Here is a 19,153-nt window from a genome sequence, read left to right as displayed (position 1 = left end):
GTCTTTCGTACCATGCTTGTGTTCTGAGATGGAGTGCCTTATTGTAAACCAATCTTACACAGCCCAAAGTGCGCCGCAATAGCGACTCTTGTTCGGGTGTTGGGTAAAATCGAAACGAATAGGCTTTTTCCATACCTCACATTTTAGCATATATTTCGTAAATGTGCTAATATTTAACAGTAAAGCCGTCGTAGAACGACGGGGTTTCAGACCCAAAATTTTCGATGAACCTTGCTCAGGGAATAGGAGATAGGAGTGAGCAGATGAGGTTGAGTGTTGGGGAGAAAAAGCTGAATTTGTCTCCTGTCTCCTGTCTCCTGTCTCGGAGTCTCCTATCCCCTCCTATTGACACAAACGTTGATAAACTGTGGCTAAAGCTTGGACATCACCAACGTTACCCGGGAAAAGAACCACGGGTAAATTAGGAAAGAGGGGATGATCGGCTGCTGTGCGGACCATGGAGACACCGGGGAGAATCTGACCGAGTAAACGGGCCGAACGCAGGCTTAAACCCGTACTTAAGACATCATTAGAGGTAATTCCGCCTTTACTGATTAAAAAACTGATGTCACTGGGTAAACCCTTAACAATGTCCATTAACAGGGTGGAGACGGCAACCCCAAAATCAAGGCGTTTCTGCACAGAGGCAAAGGTTAACTCTTGCCGACTGGTATAGATAACGGGGGTTTGTTTATTTTTGTGAATAAGCTTGACTTTTTCCAGAGCTTGTGCTAGGAGTTGCTCTCGTTGATCGGGACGATCGCGCAATGCCGTCACATCGATTTCGACTCCGACGGTGTTGGGTTGTTGAAGCAGTTCATCTAATTGTTGGCTAGTTTTTTTGACGTGGGAACCGACGATAATTGCCCCGGCTTCCCCCGTGGGCTTATACTTACCCATAGATTCGGGTGCGATCGGTTGAGTTCCTAAATTAGCCAAAGAAGTTAAAATACTGGCGGCACTACGGAATAAAAATTTTTTTCCCTCCCCTGCGGCGGTTAAAATATCTTCAGCAAAGCGATCGAGATCCGCTTGAGTTTCCCCATCTACCACCCCACATTGATTATTTTTGAGCTTTTGCAGTCGTTCTAAACTACCTTGACGGATATCTGCCAGTAAAAATCTTTCCACATCATCTGCTTTAATTTTACCTTTCGTTTTCTCCTCCACATAATCCGGCAGATAACTGTAGTGGTAGGCAAAAACCGAATCGCGAGCGAATTCCGTCTCGTGGACGGGAGTGGGAACGCCATCGATGATTAAATAGTGAATACTATCGCGAGTGATTCTCCCCCCCTCAAAAAAGGCTGGAATCAGGAAATGTGCATCAAAACCGCCCAATTCTTCGGCAATAACATCAGTTTCGATCGGATAATGCCCGCGCAGGGTAGAATCGGAACGACTAACCACCAAAAAATCCTCGATTCCCTCTTTAGTTAAGGCAGTTTTCAGGTTATGACAGACTTCTCGCGTGACAGACTCGGCTTTTTCGGGGGTTAAAGCGCGAGTATTGGTCAAAACAAAGAAAATTGGCGCATTATCTGCCAATCCCAAGCGGAGAGTATCTTCATCCCACCGCATCAATAACAGACAACTATGGACTGTTTGGGAACCTGTCGGGTCGTCATCTAAGACTATAATTTTAGGTCTATTATTGCTCATATATTTTTTATCAGGATGGGAGGGACGGGGGAATCAAGAGAATCTGGTTAATAGTTTATCGGGTTCTGGTTCCCCATTAAAGTCGTCCCCTCCGCAAGCAACCGCTATCAATCTTGATCACAATCTGTCCAATATAGGATAAGCTATACCATGATTCATACAGTGACGAAGTTGAGCGCGGGAGACTTCCCTTTGAATACGTTAATCCACCCCACTGCGGTTATCCATCCGTCGGCAAAACTTGCTCCCAAGGTTAAAGTTGGTCCCTATGCTGTGATCGGGGCCAATGTGGAAATTGAAGCTGATACAATTATTGATGCCCATGTGGTCATTGAGGGTCCGACCAAAATTGGCAAGGGTAATCATATTTTTTCCGGGGCTGTTATTGGTAATGAACCACAGGATTTAAAGTATAAAGGTGGCGAAAGTAGCGTGGAAATTGGTGATCATAACCAAATTCGCGAGTTTGTCACGATTAATCGCGCCACGGATACGGGAGAAGTTACCCAAATTGGCAGTAATAATTTATTAATGGCCTATGTTCACGTTGCCCATAATTGTATTTTGCAAGATAACATTATTATCGCTAATAGTGTCGCCTTGGCAGGTCATGTCCAGATCGAATCAAAAGCAGTTATCGGGGGGGTTTTAGGAGTACATCAATTTGTTCATATTGGCAAAATGGCCATGTTAGGAGGAATGAGTCGTATTGATCGCGATGTTCCCCCTTTTACTTTAGTGGAAGGCAATCCCTGTCGGGTGCGAACTCTTAATTTAGTCGGTTTACAAAGAGCAGGTTTTACCGATGAAGATCTAGCTTTACTGAAAAAAGCTTTTCGGATTATCTATCGTTCTAATATAAATCTTCAGGAGGCTTTAGAACAAGTTTCTCTCTTAACCGATAACCCCCATGTTCAACATCTCTGTCAATTTTTACAATCCTCTACCACGGGAGAAAAACGCCGCGGTTTAATTCCGGGGAAATAATTTATTGATTGAGGAACAGTCTGTGGGGTGTAGGGTGTGGGGTGATGGGGAAGTGGGGAAGTGGGAAGAATAAATAAAAATAATCTCGTGTCTCCTGACTCCTATCTCCAGCAATCCTGACTCCTGACTCCTATCTCCCGACTCCTGACTCCTGAATTCTTTTATTATCAAATAATTATCCAAATGCGTATATTTATTAGCACGGGTGAGGTATCGGGTGATTTACAGGCAGCCATGCTGATTGAATCCCTTTTTAAACTAGCTAAAACCCAAGAAATTGAGTTAGAAATTTTTGCCTTAGGTGGTGATCGCATGGAGTTAGCCGGAGCAAAAATGTTGGGTAAAACCACTCGACTGGCTGCCATGGGATTAATTGAATCTATCCCCTTTATTTGGCCAACTTTACAACTACAAAAACGAGCAAAAGAGTTTTTTAGAGATCATCCCCCTGATCTGATTATTTTAATTGATTATGTGGGGGCAAATGTGGCGATCGGTCAGTCGGCTAAAAAAATTATTCCCGATGTCCCAATTATTTATTATATTGCCCCACAGGTGTGGATTTGGTCGGAAGAAAATATCCCCTCAGCTAAACTAAGGGCCACAGCAGAAAAGTTATTTAATACGGAAAAATTAATCGCCGTCACGGATAAATTATTGGCAATTTTTCCTGCCGAAGCTCGTTTTTTTGAAACAAAAGGTTTACCAGTAACTTGGGTGGGACATCCTTTAGTTGATCGTATGGCCAATGCTCCCAATCGGCAAGAAATGCGGCAAAAATGGGCAATAAAAACCGAAGAAACAGTGATCGCTTTGTTACCCGCTTCCCGTCAACAGGAGTTTAAATATCTCGTGCCGACGGTGTGCGCTGCTGCTAAAAAATTACAGGAAAAAATTCCCGATATTAAGTTTTTAATTCCCGTTCCCTTAGCTTTATACGAACCCAAAATGCGAGAATTAGTCGAGGAATATGGATTAAATGCGGTGATTATGGAACGAGATCAGACTTTAGAAGCGATTGCCGCTGCCGATCTGGCTGTGGCTAAGTCTGGTACAGTTAATCTCGAAATTGCTTTATTAAATGTGCCGCAGGTGGTGGTTTACCGTTTAAGTGCAGTTACTGCTTGGATTGCCCGCAATATTATGAAGTTTTCTGTACCATTTGTCTCACCGGTAAATTTAGTTTTAATGCGAGAAATTGTTCCCGAACTATTACAAGAGCAAGCTAACCCAGAAAGAATTATGCAAGAATGTCTAGACCTATTATTAAATCAGCAACGTCGCCAAAAAATGTTAGATGAATACGCAGAAACTAAAGCCAGTTTAGGAACAGTAGGCAGTTGCGAGCGAGTGGCACAAGAGGTACTTAATTTTACGGATCAAGTTCCGAAAAACCAGAAAAAAGCGGGGTAATTTGCCACTACCCCACCAAATATTATCAAGGAATTACGATTACTTATAAGCGTCCATACCCTCACAGGAACAAACCAGATTTCTGTCCCCGTAGGCATTATCAACCCGTCCCACTACCGGCCAGAATTTATAATCTTTTAGCCAAGAAAGCGGATAAGCTGCCTGTTGACGGGAATAGGGACGACTCCAATCATCAGCAGTTAAAACTGCGGCTGTGTGGGGGGCATTTTTCAAGGGATTATCGTGGGGATCCATGCTACCATTAGCGATCGCTTGTACTTCTTGATAGATAGTTAACAAAGCTTCACAAAAACGGTCTAATTCCCCCAAAGATTCGCTTTCCGTGGGTTCCACCATCATTGTACCCGCCACGGGCCAAGAAACCGTCGGCGCGTGGAAACCGAAATCCATCAAGCGTTTTGCCACATCTTCCACCTCGATGCCGGCCTGTTTTTTCAGGGGACGTAAATCAATCACGCACTCGTGGGCAACCGTTCCCGCGCTACCCTTAAATAACACCGGATAGGCCGACTCCAGACGAAAAGCCAGATAATTAGCGTTCAAAATTGCCACTTCTGTCGCTTTTTTCAAGCCGGCTGCCCCCATCATAGCGATATACATCCAAGAAATCACCAAAATGCTGGCACTACCCCAAGGCGCGGCCGAAATTGCCCCAATCGAGTCCTGATGCTTACCATTAGCGGTTTCTGGGGATAATTTCGCCAAAACTAGGGAAACATCGGGCAGAAAAGGCACTAAATGGGATTTTACTCCGATTGGTCCCATACCGGGTCCGCCACCACCGTGGGGAATACAGAAGGTTTTATGAAGATTCAAGTGACAGACATCAGCGCCAAAATCCGCCGGACGACATAAACCCACCTGAGCATTCATATTGGCTCCATCCATATAGACTTGACCACCGTATTGATGAATCAAGGCACAAATTTCGCTAATTCCCTGTTCAAAAACGCCGTGAGTGGAAGGATACGTCACCATCAAAGCCGCTAGATTATCCTGATGCTTCTGGGCCTTAGTTTTCAGGTCATTAATATCAATATTGCCCCGAGAATCGCAATTAACCGCCACTACTTTCATACCACACATAACAGCGCTGGCAGGATTAGTCCCGTGAGCGGACTCAGGAATTAAGCAAATCTGACGATGACCTTGACCGCGACTTTCATAGTAGGCTCGGATTACCTGTAAACCGGCATACTCTCCCTGAGAACCGGCGTTCGGTTGTAGGGAAATGCCATCAAACCCGGTAATTTCCCCTAACCAAGTTTCTAACTGTTGAAAGAGCAGTTGATAGCCTTCTGCTTGGTCAATCGGGGCAAAAGGGTGTAATTTGCCGAATTCTGCCCAAGTTACCGGAATCATCTCCGCTACGGCATTGAGTTTCATCGTACAGGAACCGAGGGGAATCATGGAAGTATTTAAGGCTAAATCCTTTGTTTCCAGACGGTGCAGATATCTGAGTAATTCCGTTTCCGAGTGGTAACGATTGAACACCGGTTCGGTAAGATAGGCACTGGTACGGGTTAAATTAGCGGGTAATTCTAGACTAATTTTCTCGACTAATTCCGCCGCGGTAAAGGGTAATTCCTCGGTGGGGGCAAAAATTTGCCATAAATCCCACACATCCCTGAGACTGGTGGTTTCATCGAGACTAATTCCTAGATTATTCTCATCAAAATAACGCAGATTAATCTTATGGGTTTTTGCCTTGGCGAAGATATCCTTAACTCCCGTGGATACCGTAACTTTGAGCGTATCGAAGTACGGTTCTTTCCCCACTTGATAACCCAACTTTTTTAAACCATTTGCCAATAAAGCGGTTAATTTCTGCACTCTTTGGGCGATTTTCTTGATTCCTTCCGGTCCGTGATACACCGCGTACATGGAAGCAATCACCGCTAGTAACACCTGTGCGGTACAAATATTACTGGTGGCTTTATCCCGGCGGATATGTTGTTCGCGGGTTTGCAAAGCTAAACGCAGTGCGGGGTTACCCTGACTATCCTTCGATACCCCGACAATGCGCCCCGGAATGCTGCGTTTATAGGCATCTTTGGTGGCAAAATAAGCGGCATGGGGACCCCCATAACCCAAGGGAACCCCAAGGCGTTGACTGCTACCCACGGCAATATCAGCCCCCAATTCGCCGGGGGGAGTCAACAGGGCTAAACTGAGAATATCGGCGGCAACGGTGACTAAAGCCCCATTTTCCTGCGCTTTGGCGATAAATTCCCGATAGTCATAAATTAGGCCATCGGTGGCTGGATATTGTAATAATGCGCCAAAAATCGGCGTTTGAAAGTCAAAGAGACGATGATCATCGATAATAATGTCAATACCTAAAGGAATCGCTCTGGTTTTAACAACTTCAATCGTTTGGGGATGGCAACTACTAGAGATAAAGAAAGCATTGGCTTTAGTTTTACACAGTCCATAACTCATACTCATCGCTTCCGCAGCTGCTGTTCCTTCATCGAGGAGGGAAGCGTTAGCAATTTCCAGACCGGTTAAGCTAGTGATGAGAGTTTGGAAGTTTAAGAGAGCTTCTAAGCGTCCTTGGGCGATTTCCGCTTGATAGGGAGTATAGGCGGTGTACCAACCCGGATTTTCTAAGATGTTGCGGAGAATTACCGGCGGGGTGATACAGTCATGGTAGCCCATGCCAATAAAGGAGCGAAATACCTGATTTTTGGAGGCAATAGCTTTTAATTGGGCAAGAGCGGCGTATTCACTCAAGGCAGGTGCTAGATTAAGGCTTTTTTGTAAACGAATTGCTGCAGGGACCGTTTGAGCGATTAATTCCTCCACGGTAGCAACACCCAAAACCGCCAGCATTTTCTCGATTTCCGTCTCCGTCGGTCCAATGTGACGGTTAACAAAGCTATCGGTGCAGTCTAGCAGGTCTTGCAGGTCAGCAGGAGCGAATTCCTCGGTTTTCTCGGCCGTAATTGACCTATTTAGCATATTAATCTCGGTTTCAACAATTACAAAAGTGTTGCGTTTCATCGCTAGGGGTGATTTTAACGCAACTTGTAAAATTTTTCTAATATTTGAAGCCAGCAAGTTAAAGTCTCAGCTAATTTGCTATCGAAAAGTATGCCCAAAATTAACCTCACTACTGCTTTGTCACCAAAAACCAACCGGAATCCGTAGAGCCGATCACCTTTAATCCTCCTAAATCAGTAGCTTCTTTGGTTTGACGATCGATAATTAGGTAGGGTTGCTTGTGACTTTGCCAATAATTGATTAATTCTTCAGCAGCAAGGGGAAAAACCCGACGACCACTATAAAAATTTAATGAGGGGCGCTCGTAGGCAAAAGCAATATAAACAGGGTGATCGGCCGGCACATATTTCTGTACCAAACTCGCCACCGGTTTGACGGGGAAATTCTCATTTAATTCCCAGATCCACAGGGGAGAATTGACAAAAATAAACAAAGAAACCAACATTCCCCAGAGTAAAACCACGCTGAATTGTTCCGAGCGCCGAGCTAACAAAATCGCCGTTGTCACCATGGTCAAGGAAAGTGACAATAAGGTTAAAAGAATTAAGGGATGGATAGGTTCGATAGCGGCAAAATTACCCGGAAAATAGACCATTAAAGCTAATAAACCCGCCCCAACGCCGATAATACCCAGAATAATTGACCAGATTGGATTATAGGGGCGATCAATGGGAAGATTACCCAGCTGCGCCAAGGCATAACCGGCCGCTAAAGCCAAGGCCGGATAGATCGGCAGAATATACCAAGGCAACTTGGTCGCCATTACCGAAACCACCAACAGATAAACACCCGTCCAAACTAACAGTAACTTCGCCCAACTGTAGAGATGTTCCTGACGTGCTAAACCTAAACCCCAAACCGAGAAAATTAACCAAGGCCAACTATATTTAAGAATTTCCAGCAGATAATACCAAAACGGTCCGCGATGATCGTCGAGATCGTCACTAACTCGCTTTAACTGTTGAACAAAAAGGGAATCGAGAAACTCCCGCTCGTAGTGCCAAAATTGGGCGCTATACCAGGCAAAAGCGGGAGTTGCTCCCAACAACCAACCCGACCAAAAATAGGCAGACGTTAATAACCGGGGGGTATCCCAGAGCAGAAAAATCAAGCCGATACCCGTCAATAATAGCCCCATAATACCCTTGGTCAGACAAAGGAGGGCAAATCCTAACCCCGCCCCCAGAGACCAGCGTAAATCGCGCCGTGAGCGCAGTAAACAGACAAACATCAGCATTTCAAAACATAATACCGCTCCATCCAACATGGCTAAACGGCCATGGCGCACCACCGGCAAAAGAGTTAGATAAATTAAGGCCGATAGTAAAGCTGGCAAACGAGCGGGAAAAATTTCTCGACCGAGAAGGTAGAGGAGCGGCACCGATAAAGCTGTTAAAAAAGCGGGAATTAGTCTCGTATTGGCCTCATTAATGCCCCCGAAATGGTAGGTTAGACCAATCAAACTATGAATCAACGGTGGTTTATTCAGGTAGGGATCACCCCAAAGACTAGGAAATAACCAGCGCAATTGTTCCAGTGGGGTTTGGCTAATTTCCTTGGCCACCTGAGCAATGGTCGCTTCATCCCAATCCCGCAAGGGTAAATTACCTAATCCCACTAGATAGATAATTAAGGCCGCTATTAATAATCCCAGTAAACACAGAAATTCTTTAAAATTTTCTCTCTGACGCAATTTATAGCTAGAATATCCCCAAGTAAATTTTTGACGGTTCATAAGCTAGGGCAGTAAACAGTTAACTGATTATGTATTGGTATAATGGCGAATTAATCGAGGATGAGCGAATAAGTCTGGGTATTGATGATATTGGACTGCTTTATGGAGCCACACTCTTTACTACCCTGCGTATCTATCAACAAAGCTTAGATCATCCCCTAACCCATTGGCAAGAACATCTCAAACGTCTGCACTCTAGTTTACAAGTTTTCCAATGGTCTGATCCCGATTGGCAGCGAATTCGCCAAGGAGCCGAAGAATTATCCCGATTCTATCCTGTCCTGAGAATTACAATTTTTCCCGATGGCAGGGAGTGGATTAAAGGCAGATTTCTCCCCGAAGATTTAAACCTTAGACAAGAGCGGGGAATTATTGGCTGGGTAATAGATAATCCCGCTTGGCAACGCATTTTAGGAGAACATAAAACTGGTAATTATTTAACCCCTTGGTTAGCGTCACAAACTGCTCAAAAAAAAGGAGCAAAAGAAGCGATATTAGTCGATCGAGTTGGGAATTGGTTAGAAACTAGCACGGGTAATTTATGGGGATGGAAAGATAATTGCTGGTACAGTCCCCTGCTGACTGCTGATATTTTACCCGGCATCGGGCGCTCGGCTTTGATCGGCTGGTTAAAAAAACAAAATATTTCCCTAGAAGAAAATCTCTGGACCCCCGAATTTGTCGGGACTTTAGAAGGGATTGCTTATAGTAATTCCCTGGTGGAAATTATCCCTTTTAATTCTATTCTTGGCTGGAATCTACAGATAAATACAGCCATTTATCGGCAAGTTTTACCGGATTTACAGCAATATTTTTCCAGTCAATTAGAGAATAAATAAACTTCTGGCATGATTAACAATCAATTTCTGAGGATTCAAAAACGGCAAAAATAAGGATTGAATTGCCTAAAATCTGTGAATAGACCATTTAATTGCTTATTATTCATTCTTAATTCTCCTGACCACTGACTACTAACTCCTGACTCCTGACTCCTGACTCCTAACCCTAACAACAATTTTTGATTTTTACAAGAGGTCTAATAAAGGTGTGTTACTAGAGGCTAACACACCTAAAATCTGGAAATAATACCGCTTAAGCTTTAAAATTCTCGCTCGGAATTAGCCTCACTATCGCGTTTAGAACCGAGTAAATCTAGTTGATCGACGAGAATCACCGGTTTAGAGCGAGCTAATCCCGTGTTTTTGTCATTCCAGGTATCCATTTTTAAAGAACCTTTAATTCCGATTAAACCGCCTTTTTTCACATAATTAGCGGCCACTTCCGCCGTTTTGCCCCAAATTTCCAGATCGAACCAATCCGGCTGATCGCTATTTTTAGAGCGACGATTAACCGCTAAAGTTAAAGTACATAAAACCTTACCCGACTCGAAATACTTGGTTTCTGGGTCTCTCCCCGCTCGTCCCACCAAATGAACCAGATTTAAACTCATGGTCTTAAATCCTCAATTTAGTACAATAGTATGTTTATTTTAGCCCGAAACCCTGACTTTGACCGGTGGCTAGGGAGAAAATTAGGGGCAGGATTTGCGTCAATCTGGAGAGAAAGAAGCGATAATTAACTAGACTTGAGAAACAAAACGTAATAAAATCCAAGTCGATTCGATCGAAAGTCTAGCCATAGCAACGTTGTTATAAGAACAGGAGTGAAAACAAGTGGGTTTTTTTAGAGGTCTAGCCTTATCAAGGGACATAGGTATAGACTTGGGGACAGCAAACACCCTCGTTTATGTGTCAGGGAAAGGTATTGTTTTAGAGGAACCATCGGTAGTGGCGATCGATCAAGATCGTAACCCGATCGCTGTCGGGGAGGAGGCCAAAAAAATGCTCGGTCGGACTCCGGGCCATGTCACCGCTCTGCGACCCCTGCGCGATGGGGTAATCGCCGATTTTTACAGCTGCGAGATCATGTTAGCGGAATTCATCAAACGAGCGCTCGATGGCACGATTGGCAATCCCCGCATGGTAATCGGTGTTCCCAGTGGGATTACTGGAGTAGAAAGACGTGCGGTGGTGGATGCGGCCAAAAATGCCGGCTCGCGAGAAGTGGGGTTAATTGATGAACCGGTTGCTGCGGCCTTGGGTGCCGGTTTACCCGTCTCGGAAGCGACGGGAAATATGATCATCGATATCGGTGGTGGCACCACGGAAGTGGCGATTCTCAGTCTCGATGGGACAGTGATCAGCGAATCGGTCCGTGTGGCCGGGGATGAACTCACGGAAGCAATTATCGCTTATCTAAAAAAAGTCCATAACCTGATTATCGGGGAACGCACGGCCGAAGATATCAAAATTCGCCTTGGTTCGGCTTATCCCTCCCCCGGAGATGAATTTCCTCCTCTGGAAGTGCGGGGATTGCATCTTATGTCCGGTTTACCCCGCACCGTGACGATCAAAGCGGAAGAAGTGCGGGAAAGTATGGATGAGCCACTTTCCGTGATCGTTGATGCGATCAAACGTACCCTAGAAAAAACTCCCCCCGAATTAGCGGCCGATATTATCGATCGCGGCATCATGTTAGCGGGAGGGGGTGCTTTATTACGGGGACTCGATCGCCTAGTCAGTCACGAAACCGGTATCGTTACCCATATCGCTGAAGATCCCCTGCGCTGTGTTGTCAAAGGCACGGGAGAAGTGTTAAAAAATCAGAAACTCTTTGAGCGGATCGTTAATGAAACAACTCGCAATGTCTAAAGGTCACTAGGATCGGTTAGCGGCAAAACACACGGATTCTCACTCTACACAGCCAAGAGGTTTTAAATCGCTCATGTATTCAGCACGACGAAAATGGACACAGCAGGGATGGCGAATTTTTCTGCTCGCTGCCGCTCTGGGAGGAGCTTGGTACATTCGCACCTATCAAAGTGGGGCGATTTTAGAATTGTATGGTTTATTAACCCGCCCTTTTCAGGGAGAGGAAACTAATCTGCAAGAGCAACTTCTGGCCGATCAACGGGTGCGAGAATTACAAAATCGTTTAAGTGAAGTCGAATATCAAAATCAACAATTAAAAAAACAGCTTGGTTATTATCAAACCCAGAAAAAACCCCTGATTTCTGCCCCAATTATTGGCCGCAGCGCTGATGATTGGTGGCAACAGGTAATTATCGGTCGGGGTAGCACCGATGGTGTGGAAGTGGGTGCTTCGGTGACGGGAATTGGCGGTTTAGTGGGACGGATTAGGGAAGTTACTCCCCACACCAGCAAAGTTTTATTGGTCAGTAATTCCCAAAGTCGCATCGGAGCAACGGTGAATCGTAGTCGGGCCATGGGTTTAATTCAAGGTCAGGATTCCCAAGTCGCCACCCTGCGCTTTTTTGAAAAAGCTCCCGATGTCAAACCGGGAGATGTGGTGACAACTTCGGCTTTTAGTAGCCTTTTTTCGCCAGGGTTGCCCATCGGTCGCATAATTTCCCTTAATTTACAGGAAAATCCCGCCCCCACCGCCAAAATTGAATTTACCGCCACCGTGGACAATCTCGAATGGGTGTTCGTTCACCCGCAACCCCAGCAGTGAGAGGGGGAATTATGCTGAAATTAAACCGTTTATCAGCCCGTTCTCGTTTTATACTGAATATTTTAGTCACTATCGCTTCGCTGCTTCTCTGTACCTTTCTTTCCTTAATGCGGCTGCCCGGTATGGAGATTTTAGGCATCGCTCCCAATTGGTTACTGATTTGGTTGGTTAGTTGGAGTCTCAATCGCTCTTGTCTCGATAGTGTGGTGGCCGGATTAGCGCTCGGCACTATTCAAGATAGTCTTACCTCTAATTATCCTTCCCATATCATGGTTTTTGGTCTCATCGGTTTCCTCACTTCCCGTTTACACCGACAACGTTATGTTAAAGAAGAATTGATCGCCGTGGTCTTAATTGTCTTTGTTATGACTTTAATCGCCGATGGTGCGATCGCTTTTCAATACTATCTACAAGGAGGCAAAAATCTCGCTGATCTTTGGCTCGATTATCAACGCATTGGCCTCACTGCTGCTCTGCTTAGTAGTCTCTGGACTCCCCTCGTCTATTATCCCCTCCAGCAATGGTGGCGACAATTTAGCGATCTTTAAGGAAATAGGGATTTAGGGAAATAGGGAGATGGGGAAATTTCAGCTAAATTCCCCAACACCCCACTTCCCCACTTCCCTTTCCCCACTTCCCACCACCCCAACACCCCAACACCCCAACACCCTCACCCTCACCCGCTCAACTAACATGAAATACAAACAAAAACTTAGTCAATTTTTTCATAATCTTGCTAATAAATTAGAGAATTCCGAGCAACCCCCTAAAGTCGATCCTATAGACTCCAAATCTGCGCCATTTGCGGGGGAAAAGCCAGTAGAAGCCGCTTCCGAAGAAAAAAAGGTTAATTTAGTCTCCCAAACCAGTAGCAAGGCTCTAGAGACATTTAAACCCATAAAAAACAAATTTACTACCCTGATCGACAATTCCCCCTTACCGCAATGGCGACAACATCCCCGCTTTGGGTTGTACTTGGGATTGGGATTAGGCGTAACTGGGGGCATTTTAGGGGTAGGTTGGGGCATTTATCGCCTTGAAACCTCTCTACCGCAAAATATCGCCGATATACAAACATATACTCGTCCCGGCACCCTAACCATTCAAGCCGCTAATGGGGAAATCCTCAAGCAAAATGGCCCTAGTACCTACGAAACCGTGAAAATTGCCCAAGTTCCCCCACTGGTACAGGAGGCCTTTATCGCTAGTGAAGACCGCCGTTTTCGCCAACACGGGGGAGTTGATGGCCAGGGTATTGCTCGCGCTCTCTTTTCTAACCTGAGAGCCGGGGGAGTGGTGGAAGGAGGCAGCACCATCACCCAACAATTGGCCCGGATTGTCTTTTTATCCCAAGAAAGGAGCTTTGATCGCAAATTACGGGAAATGCGTATCGCTCAGAAAATAGAAGATAACTATACAAAAGACCAGATTTTAGAGCGTTATTTTCACCTAGTTTATCTCGGTTCCGGGGCCTACGGTCTTGCCGATGCCGCTTGGTTATATTTCAGTAAACCCGTCGATAAATTAACTCTAGCCGAAGCTGCCACCCTTGCCGGGATTGTTCCCGCTCCTAGTCTCTATTCTCCCCTCGAAAACCCTAAATCTGCCCTAGAACGGCGTAATATCGTCCTAAAAACTATGGCCGAGGTGGGATTTATTACTAACGCTCAAGCAGAACTGGCGATCGCATCTCCCCTAGGTCTTAAAACCAGTCCCCTAAAACGTCTGCAACGGCAAGCGGCCTATTTTACCGATTATGTGGAAAAAGAACTGCCGCAACTGGTTCCCGCTAAAACCCTAGAAGCGGGGGGATTGGTGGTAAAAACTACCCTTAATCCTCGTTGGCAAAGCGAAGCGGAGGAAGTGGTAGAAAGAGCGGTTTCTCGTTATGGCCAGTGGCAGCACTTCCAACAGGCGGCTTTAGTGGCAATTGACCCCAAAAATGGACAAATTAAGGCTATGGTCGGGGGAATTGACCACGATAAGAATCAATTCAATCGGGTGACACAGGCAAAACGTCAGCCGGGATCTACTTTTAAACCTTTTGTCTATGCGGCGGCGATTGCGGCGGGGAAATCCCCCTATTCTAATTATAAAGATGCACAGTATGTGGTGGATGGTTATAAACCGGAAAACTACGGCGATAAGTATAGCGGCCGCGAGGTGTCCATGCGCGATGCTTTGACTTCTTCCCTGAATGTGGTGGCAGTTCAGGTGTTAGTGGCTGTGGGTTGGAATCCGGTGATTAAATTAGCTCAAGATATGGGGATCCAGTCGAAACTTTTACCCACTTATTCTTTGGCTTTGGGTGCTTCGGAAGTCAATCTTTTAGAATTGACCAGCGCCTACGGAACCTTTGCTAATAATGGTGTGCATCAACCAGTTTACGGTATTAATCAGGTACTCGATCGCAATGGTAAGGTAATTTATCAAGCCAATTTTAAACCGAAAACTGCTCTGAATAAAAACACGGCAGCGACGATGACTTGGATGCTGCAGGATGTGGTTAATTCGGGAACGGGAACCCCCGCACAAATTGGTCGTCCGGTAGCAGGAAAAACCGGCACTTCTGATAAGGCTCGCGACCTTTGGTTCGTCGGTTATATTCCCCAATTAGTCACGGGAATTTGGCTCGGTAATGACAATAATAAACCCACCAATGGAGCCAGTACCATGTCCGCTTGGATGTGGCGACAATTTATGTTAGGAGCAATCAAGGATATTCCCTATCAAGGTTTCCCAGAACCGAATTTAGGCAAACGTCCAGTGACAGTAAAAGCGGAACCCATTAAACCCCGACGTACCTACTTTACCCAAACTACTAACAATCGTTTAGCCAGCAGCGATGAGGGTTCCCCCACCGAAGGCCCCATCCGCAGACGGCGACGGGTTCGGGTAAGTCGCGAGCAAACTATCGTTCGTTCTAATACTAGCGAACCGGGCCAACGCCGTTCTAGTCGTCGGCGTACTACCGTCGCTCCGTCCAGCGCCGCTGCGCCTAGTCCTGAAAATACGGCCGCCGCGGCAGCCGAACCGATTACCGTTCCCGTCACTGTGGCGGCCCCCGAAACTCGTTCGGTTCCCCTAGAGGTAACCCCTCCCACCGATGTGATTCCTCCCGCACCCCCGGCAGAAAGACGCTGAATCGGCACGACAACCCTCGCAGGATTTGCGGGGGTTACAGAGGATACTTTATCTCTGCTGATTTCTGAAAGCCTTGTAAATCAAGAGTAAAAATATAGTTGCACACGGGGTTAAATCCGTTGAGTATAGGCTACATATCAGGAGAGACAGTCATGCAAGGGGAGTGACTCTTAAATTATTACAGATGCGTCAGCGGCTGTCCCCCAACGGGGGGTTTGGGTAGGGTTGATTCATGAATCAACCCTACTATCAATCAACCCTACTATCAATCAACCCTAGGAGTTTGGGGGTTCTACCCCCCAAAGGCTTGGATTGAGTGATAAAATCGGAAGTAATACGGCCATCCGTTGAGTATAGGCTACATATCAGGAGAGGCACTCATGCAAAAGGGGGAATAAATAATCAGTTTTTAATAACCGGACTCAGTAGAATAACTAAAAAGCTTGTTTAATGCCGATGACCAGTTTTATTTCCCCCACTACCATCTCTTCAACTCGTTTAAGTCTCAGCTATCAAGTGGCTATGTCGGAACCGACTTCGCACCTCTTTGAAGTCACTCTACAAATTACCGGTTGGCAAGCTCCGATTTTAAACCTAAAAATGCCGGTTTGGACTCCCGGTTCCTATCTAGTGCGGGAATACTCCCGTTTAGTCCAAGATTTTCAAGCTGTTAACCTCAACAGTCGCAAAGTTGCTAAAAATCACTGGCAGATTGACAATGGTGACAGTTCCGAAATAACGGTCAAATATCGCGTTTTTGCCCACGATTTAACCGTCAGAACCAACCATCTCGATGATACTCACGGTTACTTCAACGGGGCTGCTTTATTTTTCTATATCCCCGATTATCAAAAACATCCCCTCACCCTGACAATTATCCCTCCCCATGGCGATTGGCGCGTTACCACTGCCTTAAAATCTTTACCCGGACAGAAAAACACCTTTCACGTTCCCGATTTTGATACCCTAGTGGACAGTCCTGTGGAGGTGGGGATTCATCAGTTATACGATTTTGTCGTCGAGGGAAAACCCCATCAATTAGCTATCTGGGGACGGGGAAACGCCAATCCTAGTCAAATTATCGCCGATACCACTAAAATTATTCAAACCGAGTCGGCTATGTTCGGTGGACTCCCTTATGATAATTATCTCTTTTTGCTACATCTTTCGGCGGCTGGTTACGGGGGACTAGAACATAAAAATTCCTGTACCCTTAACTATATGCGTTTGGGATTACGAGATAAGGATAAATATAATCGTTTTCTGCAATTAGTCGCCCATGAGTTCTTTCATCTCTGGAATATCAAGCGTATTCGCCCAAAAGCTTTAGAAAGCTTCGATTATGATGCAGAAAATTATACTTCTTCCCTCTGGTTTGCCGAAGGAACCACCAGTTATTACGATATGATAATCCCTCTACGGGCGGGAATATACGATAGTAAGACTTTTTTAGAGCTTTTAAGCAAAGAAATTACTCGTTATCTCAATATACCCGGTCGTCTTGTCCAACCTCTAGGCGAATCGAGTTTTGATGCTTGGATAAAACTCTACCGACGGGATAGCAATAGCGATAATAGTCAAATTTCCTACTATCTCAAGGGGGAATTATTGTCGCTGCTTCTCGATTTACTAATTCGCACCCACACCGATAACCGTCGTTCCCTCGATGATGTTTTACGCTCGATGTGGCAACATTTCGGTAAAGAGGAGATTGGTTATACCGATGGGGAATTGCAGGCAATTCTCGAATCGGCTGCGGGGGTGGATTTAAGCGACTTCTACCAGCGTTATATCGACGGTTTGGCAGAATTACCCTTTAATCAATATCTTGAACCCTTTGGACTCTATCTGCGGGGGGTTGACAATGGGGAGACGATACCTCATCTGGGAATGCGGGTACAGAGTGAAGCGGGTAAAGAAATAATTAAATTTGTCGAGATGGGTTCCCCTTGCCAAAAAGCGGGAATTAATGCTGATGATGAATTATTGGCTATCGATGGATTGCGAGTGACGGCGGAACAGTTAAACGAAAGATTAAAAGACTACCGCGCAGGTGATATTATTCAGATAACAGTCTTTCATCTCGATGAATTGCGAACCCTTGCTGTTCCACTGGCTGCCCCGCAGACGATTCGCTATGAAATTATCAGGGTAGAAAATCCTTCTAATAGCCAGAAACAAAATTTTTCCGCATGGGTAAATCCCGTTTAGTTCTTGGTTAAATCAACAAAAAAATGTCTATTACTGCCGAAATTCCTTTCCTTCCTCTCGCCTATTTTGAGAATAAATTTATCCCTTTTAGCGAGGCAAAGTTATCCGTTGCTACCCACGCACTACACTACGGAACTGCCGCTTTCGGTGGTTTACGAGGTACTCCCGACCCTAGCAATCCTGGACAGATATTATTATTTAGATTGGAACGTCATTGTCAGCGTTTAAGTCAAAGTGCTAAGTTTCTTAATTACGAGATTCCTGCCGATAAAATCTATCAAATAATTATCGATTTTGTTAAAAAGAATCAGTGTAATCGACCTTTTTATATTCGTCCCCTTGTCTATAGTTCGGGGTTGGGAATTGCCCCGCGATTGCATGGTATCGAGAAGGATTTTCTCGTCTATGGTCTAGAAATGGATGATTATTTAGCAGCCGATGGGGTTAACTGTCGGATTAGTTCTTGGTATCGTCAGGAGGATAGAAGTTTCCCGTTGCGAGGTAAAATTAGCGCCGCTTATATCACTTCTGCTTTAGCAAAAACGGAAGCGGTAGAATCGGGGTTTGATGAGGCAATTTTAATGAATTCTCAGGGTAAAGTCTGTGAAGCGACGGGAATGAATATTTTTATCATCAGAAATGGTCAGCTAATTACTCCTAGTTTTGACCAAGATATCCTAGAGGGTATTACTAGAGATAGTGTTTTAACTATCGCGCGGGATTTGGGTATTCCGGTTATTGAAAGACCTGTAGATAAGACGGAGTTATTTATCGCTGATGAGGTGTTTTTAAGTGGCACTGCGGCGAAAATTACTCCGATTAAAAGGATTGAAACTTTTTCTTTACCCGCGGCTAAACCGATTACTTATCAGTTAAAAGAAAAGTTAAGTTCTATCGTTCTCAATCAGGAACCAAAGTATCAAGATTGGATTACTAAAGTTCCTTTGTAGTTAGACAAATTCACTCAATTTTTCCGGTTCTTCGGTTTGTTTCATGCAATGGACGGGGTCATGAGGGATGAAACCCTTATACACAGAGATGTTCGGCTATCTTTGTCAATTGTTTTCGATCTAGAACGAACTAATCAATTAACTCTCTTGTCGGGTAAGGATTTAGTCGATTTATGTCCCCCGATCTAACCATACCAAGTAACGAAGAGCCTTTTTTCCCAAACCTTGCCAGGAATATTATCTCTTGTCTTGACCAGATGGATTGACTTCAAGGGGTGACAAAACAAAGCGAGCAACTGGAACATCTCCCCCTAGATGTTAAGTCTGATTGCCCATTCATTCTCAACAAGCACTGTTTATTGAGAATGACCGGGGAACCCTGAAATTTTCGGCTTAGTGGGACTTAGGCGTTTTCGGTCAGCAAAAAAGGCTCAAACCATTACGGGACAAAGGGTTAACCTCGATTTATGATTTTCCTTGATCTATCTGG

General features: G+C 45.1%; 14 protein-coding genes. 9 read left to right on the top strand and 5 right to left on the bottom strand.

The window, feature by feature from the left end:
- Both IM500_RS12705 and IM500_RS12700 read right to left on the bottom strand, forming a co-directional pair.
- Nucleotides 1-133, bottom strand: a 133-nt coding sequence (locus IM500_RS12705; RefSeq protein WP_071823976.1) for a helix-turn-helix domain-containing protein, incomplete at its 3' end; no start/stop codon positions are given.
- Between the two features lie 209 nt (nt 134-342).
- The gene (locus tag IM500_RS12700) at nt 343-1,662 is read right to left on the bottom strand and encodes a four-carbon acid sugar kinase family protein (RefSeq protein ID WP_190722930.1); all 1,320 of its coding nucleotides are present in this window, start codon (nt 1,660-1,662) and stop codon (nt 343-345) included.
- Between the two features lie 150 nt (nt 1,663-1,812).
- Between IM500_RS12700 and lpxA the strand changes: the two genes are divergently transcribed.
- Together lpxA and lpxB are read left to right on the top strand one after the other, a co-directional pair.
- Entirely contained in the window at nt 1,813-2,649 is an 837-nt protein-coding gene (gene lpxA / locus IM500_RS12695) for an acyl-ACP--UDP-N-acetylglucosamine O-acyltransferase (RefSeq protein ID WP_002797088.1), read from the top strand.
- Nucleotides 2,650-2,832: 183 nt separating this feature from the next.
- Nucleotides 2,833-4,062, top strand: coding sequence for a lipid-A-disaccharide synthase (gene lpxB / locus IM500_RS12690; protein WP_287738590.1), 1,230 nt, complete (start codon nt 2,833-2,835; stop codon nt 4,060-4,062).
- 39 nt (nt 4,063-4,101) lie between these two features.
- Here lpxB and gcvP read toward each other — a convergent pair whose 3' ends face one another.
- On the bottom strand, nt 4,102-7,089 hold the full coding sequence (gene gcvP, locus IM500_RS12685; protein ID WP_190722928.1) for an aminomethyl-transferring glycine dehydrogenase: 2,988 nt from the start codon (nt 7,087-7,089) through the stop codon (nt 4,102-4,104).
- Between the two features lie 109 nt (nt 7,090-7,198).
- Nucleotides 7,199-8,824, bottom strand: coding sequence for an ArnT family glycosyltransferase (locus IM500_RS12680; protein ID WP_287738588.1), 1,626 nt, complete (start codon nt 8,822-8,824; stop codon nt 7,199-7,201).
- 29 nt (nt 8,825-8,853) lie between these two features.
- Here IM500_RS12680 and IM500_RS12675 point away from each other — a divergent pair, with 29 nt between their 5' ends.
- Nucleotides 8,854-9,663 (top strand): aminotransferase class IV, encoded by an 810-nt coding sequence (locus tag IM500_RS12675; protein ID WP_190722926.1) that lies wholly within the window; start codon nt 8,854-8,856, stop codon nt 9,661-9,663.
- 260 nt (nt 9,664-9,923) lie between these two features.
- Here IM500_RS12675 and IM500_RS12670 read toward each other — a convergent pair whose 3' ends face one another.
- Entirely contained in the window at nt 9,924-10,274 is a 351-nt protein-coding gene (locus IM500_RS12670; protein WP_002802212.1) for a single-stranded DNA-binding protein, read from the bottom strand.
- Nucleotides 10,275-10,497: 223 nt separating this feature from the next.
- On the opposite strand from IM500_RS12670, the gene IM500_RS12665 reads away from it, so the two are divergent.
- The 6 genes from IM500_RS12665 (at nt 10,498) to IM500_RS12640 (ending at nt 18,663) form a co-directional block, all read left to right on the top strand.
- Nucleotides 10,498-11,535: a rod shape-determining protein gene (locus IM500_RS12665; RefSeq protein WP_147070009.1), complete on the top strand. Its 1,038-nt coding sequence runs from the start codon at nt 10,498-10,500 to the stop codon at nt 11,533-11,535.
- A gap of 73 nt (nt 11,536-11,608) precedes the next feature.
- Nucleotides 11,609-12,358: a rod shape-determining protein MreC gene (mreC, locus tag IM500_RS12660; RefSeq protein ID WP_147070007.1), complete on the top strand. Its 750-nt coding sequence runs from the start codon at nt 11,609-11,611 to the stop codon at nt 12,356-12,358.
- Nucleotides 12,325-12,906, top strand: coding sequence for a rod shape-determining protein MreD (gene mreD / locus IM500_RS12655; protein WP_147070005.1), 582 nt, complete (start codon nt 12,325-12,327; stop codon nt 12,904-12,906). Before mreC ends, mreD begins: the two co-directional genes overlap by 34 nt.
- 145 nt (nt 12,907-13,051) lie before the next feature.
- Nucleotides 13,052-15,502 (top strand): transglycosylase domain-containing protein, encoded by a 2,451-nt coding sequence (locus tag IM500_RS12650; protein ID WP_287738585.1) that lies wholly within the window; start codon nt 13,052-13,054, stop codon nt 15,500-15,502.
- Nucleotides 15,503-15,952: 450 nt separating this feature from the next.
- Nucleotides 15,953-17,713, top strand: coding sequence for a M61 family metallopeptidase (locus IM500_RS12645; RefSeq protein ID WP_287738582.1), 1,761 nt, complete (start codon nt 15,953-15,955; stop codon nt 17,711-17,713).
- 23 nt (nt 17,714-17,736) lie between these two features.
- Entirely contained in the window at nt 17,737-18,663 is a 927-nt protein-coding gene (locus tag IM500_RS12640) for a branched-chain amino acid transaminase (protein WP_190357388.1), read from the top strand.
- Nucleotides 18,664-19,153: the final 490 nt, after the last annotated feature.

Source organism: Microcystis sp. M179S2, assembly GCF_020245805.1.
Classification (GTDB): Bacteria; Cyanobacteriota; Cyanobacteriia; order Cyanobacteriales; family Microcystaceae; genus Microcystis; species Microcystis aeruginosa.
The sequence above is the reverse complement of the archived record's forward strand: the minus strand, read 5'-3'. Positions and strand labels throughout refer to the sequence as shown.

What these genes read in the sequence shown, in the direction of transcription:
- IM500_RS12700 (WP_190722930.1), bottom strand. Translation starts at nt 1,662, where the DNA reads ATGAGCAATAATAGACCTAAAATTATAGTCTTAGATGACGACCCGACA.
- lpxA (WP_002797088.1), top strand. Translation starts at nt 1,813, where the DNA reads ATGATTCATACAGTGACGAAGTTGAGCGCGGGAGACTTCCCTTTGAAT.
- lpxB (WP_287738590.1), top strand. Translation starts at nt 2,833, where the DNA reads ATGCGTATATTTATTAGCACGGGTGAGGTATCGGGTGATTTACAGGCA.
- gcvP (WP_190722928.1), bottom strand. Translation starts at nt 7,089, where the DNA reads ATGAAACGCAACACTTTTGTAATTGTTGAAACCGAGATTAATATGCTA.
- IM500_RS12680 (WP_287738588.1), bottom strand. Translation starts at nt 8,824, where the DNA reads ATGAACCGTCAAAAATTTACTTGGGGATATTCTAGCTATAAATTGCGT.
- IM500_RS12675 (WP_190722926.1), top strand. Translation starts at nt 8,854, where the DNA reads ATGTATTGGTATAATGGCGAATTAATCGAGGATGAGCGAATAAGTCTG.
- IM500_RS12670 (WP_002802212.1), bottom strand. Translation starts at nt 10,274, where the DNA reads ATGAGTTTAAATCTGGTTCATTTGGTGGGACGAGCGGGGAGAGACCCA.
- mreC (WP_147070007.1), top strand. Translation starts at nt 11,609, where the DNA reads ATGTATTCAGCACGACGAAAATGGACACAGCAGGGATGGCGAATTTTT.
- mreD (WP_147070005.1), top strand. Translation starts at nt 12,325, where the DNA reads ATGGGTGTTCGTTCACCCGCAACCCCAGCAGTGAGAGGGGGAATTATG.
- IM500_RS12650 (WP_287738585.1), top strand. Translation starts at nt 13,052, where the DNA reads ATGAAATACAAACAAAAACTTAGTCAATTTTTTCATAATCTTGCTAAT.
- IM500_RS12645 (WP_287738582.1), top strand. Translation starts at nt 15,953, where the DNA reads ATGCCGATGACCAGTTTTATTTCCCCCACTACCATCTCTTCAACTCGT.
- IM500_RS12640 (WP_190357388.1), top strand. Translation starts at nt 17,737, where the DNA reads ATGTCTATTACTGCCGAAATTCCTTTCCTTCCTCTCGCCTATTTTGAG.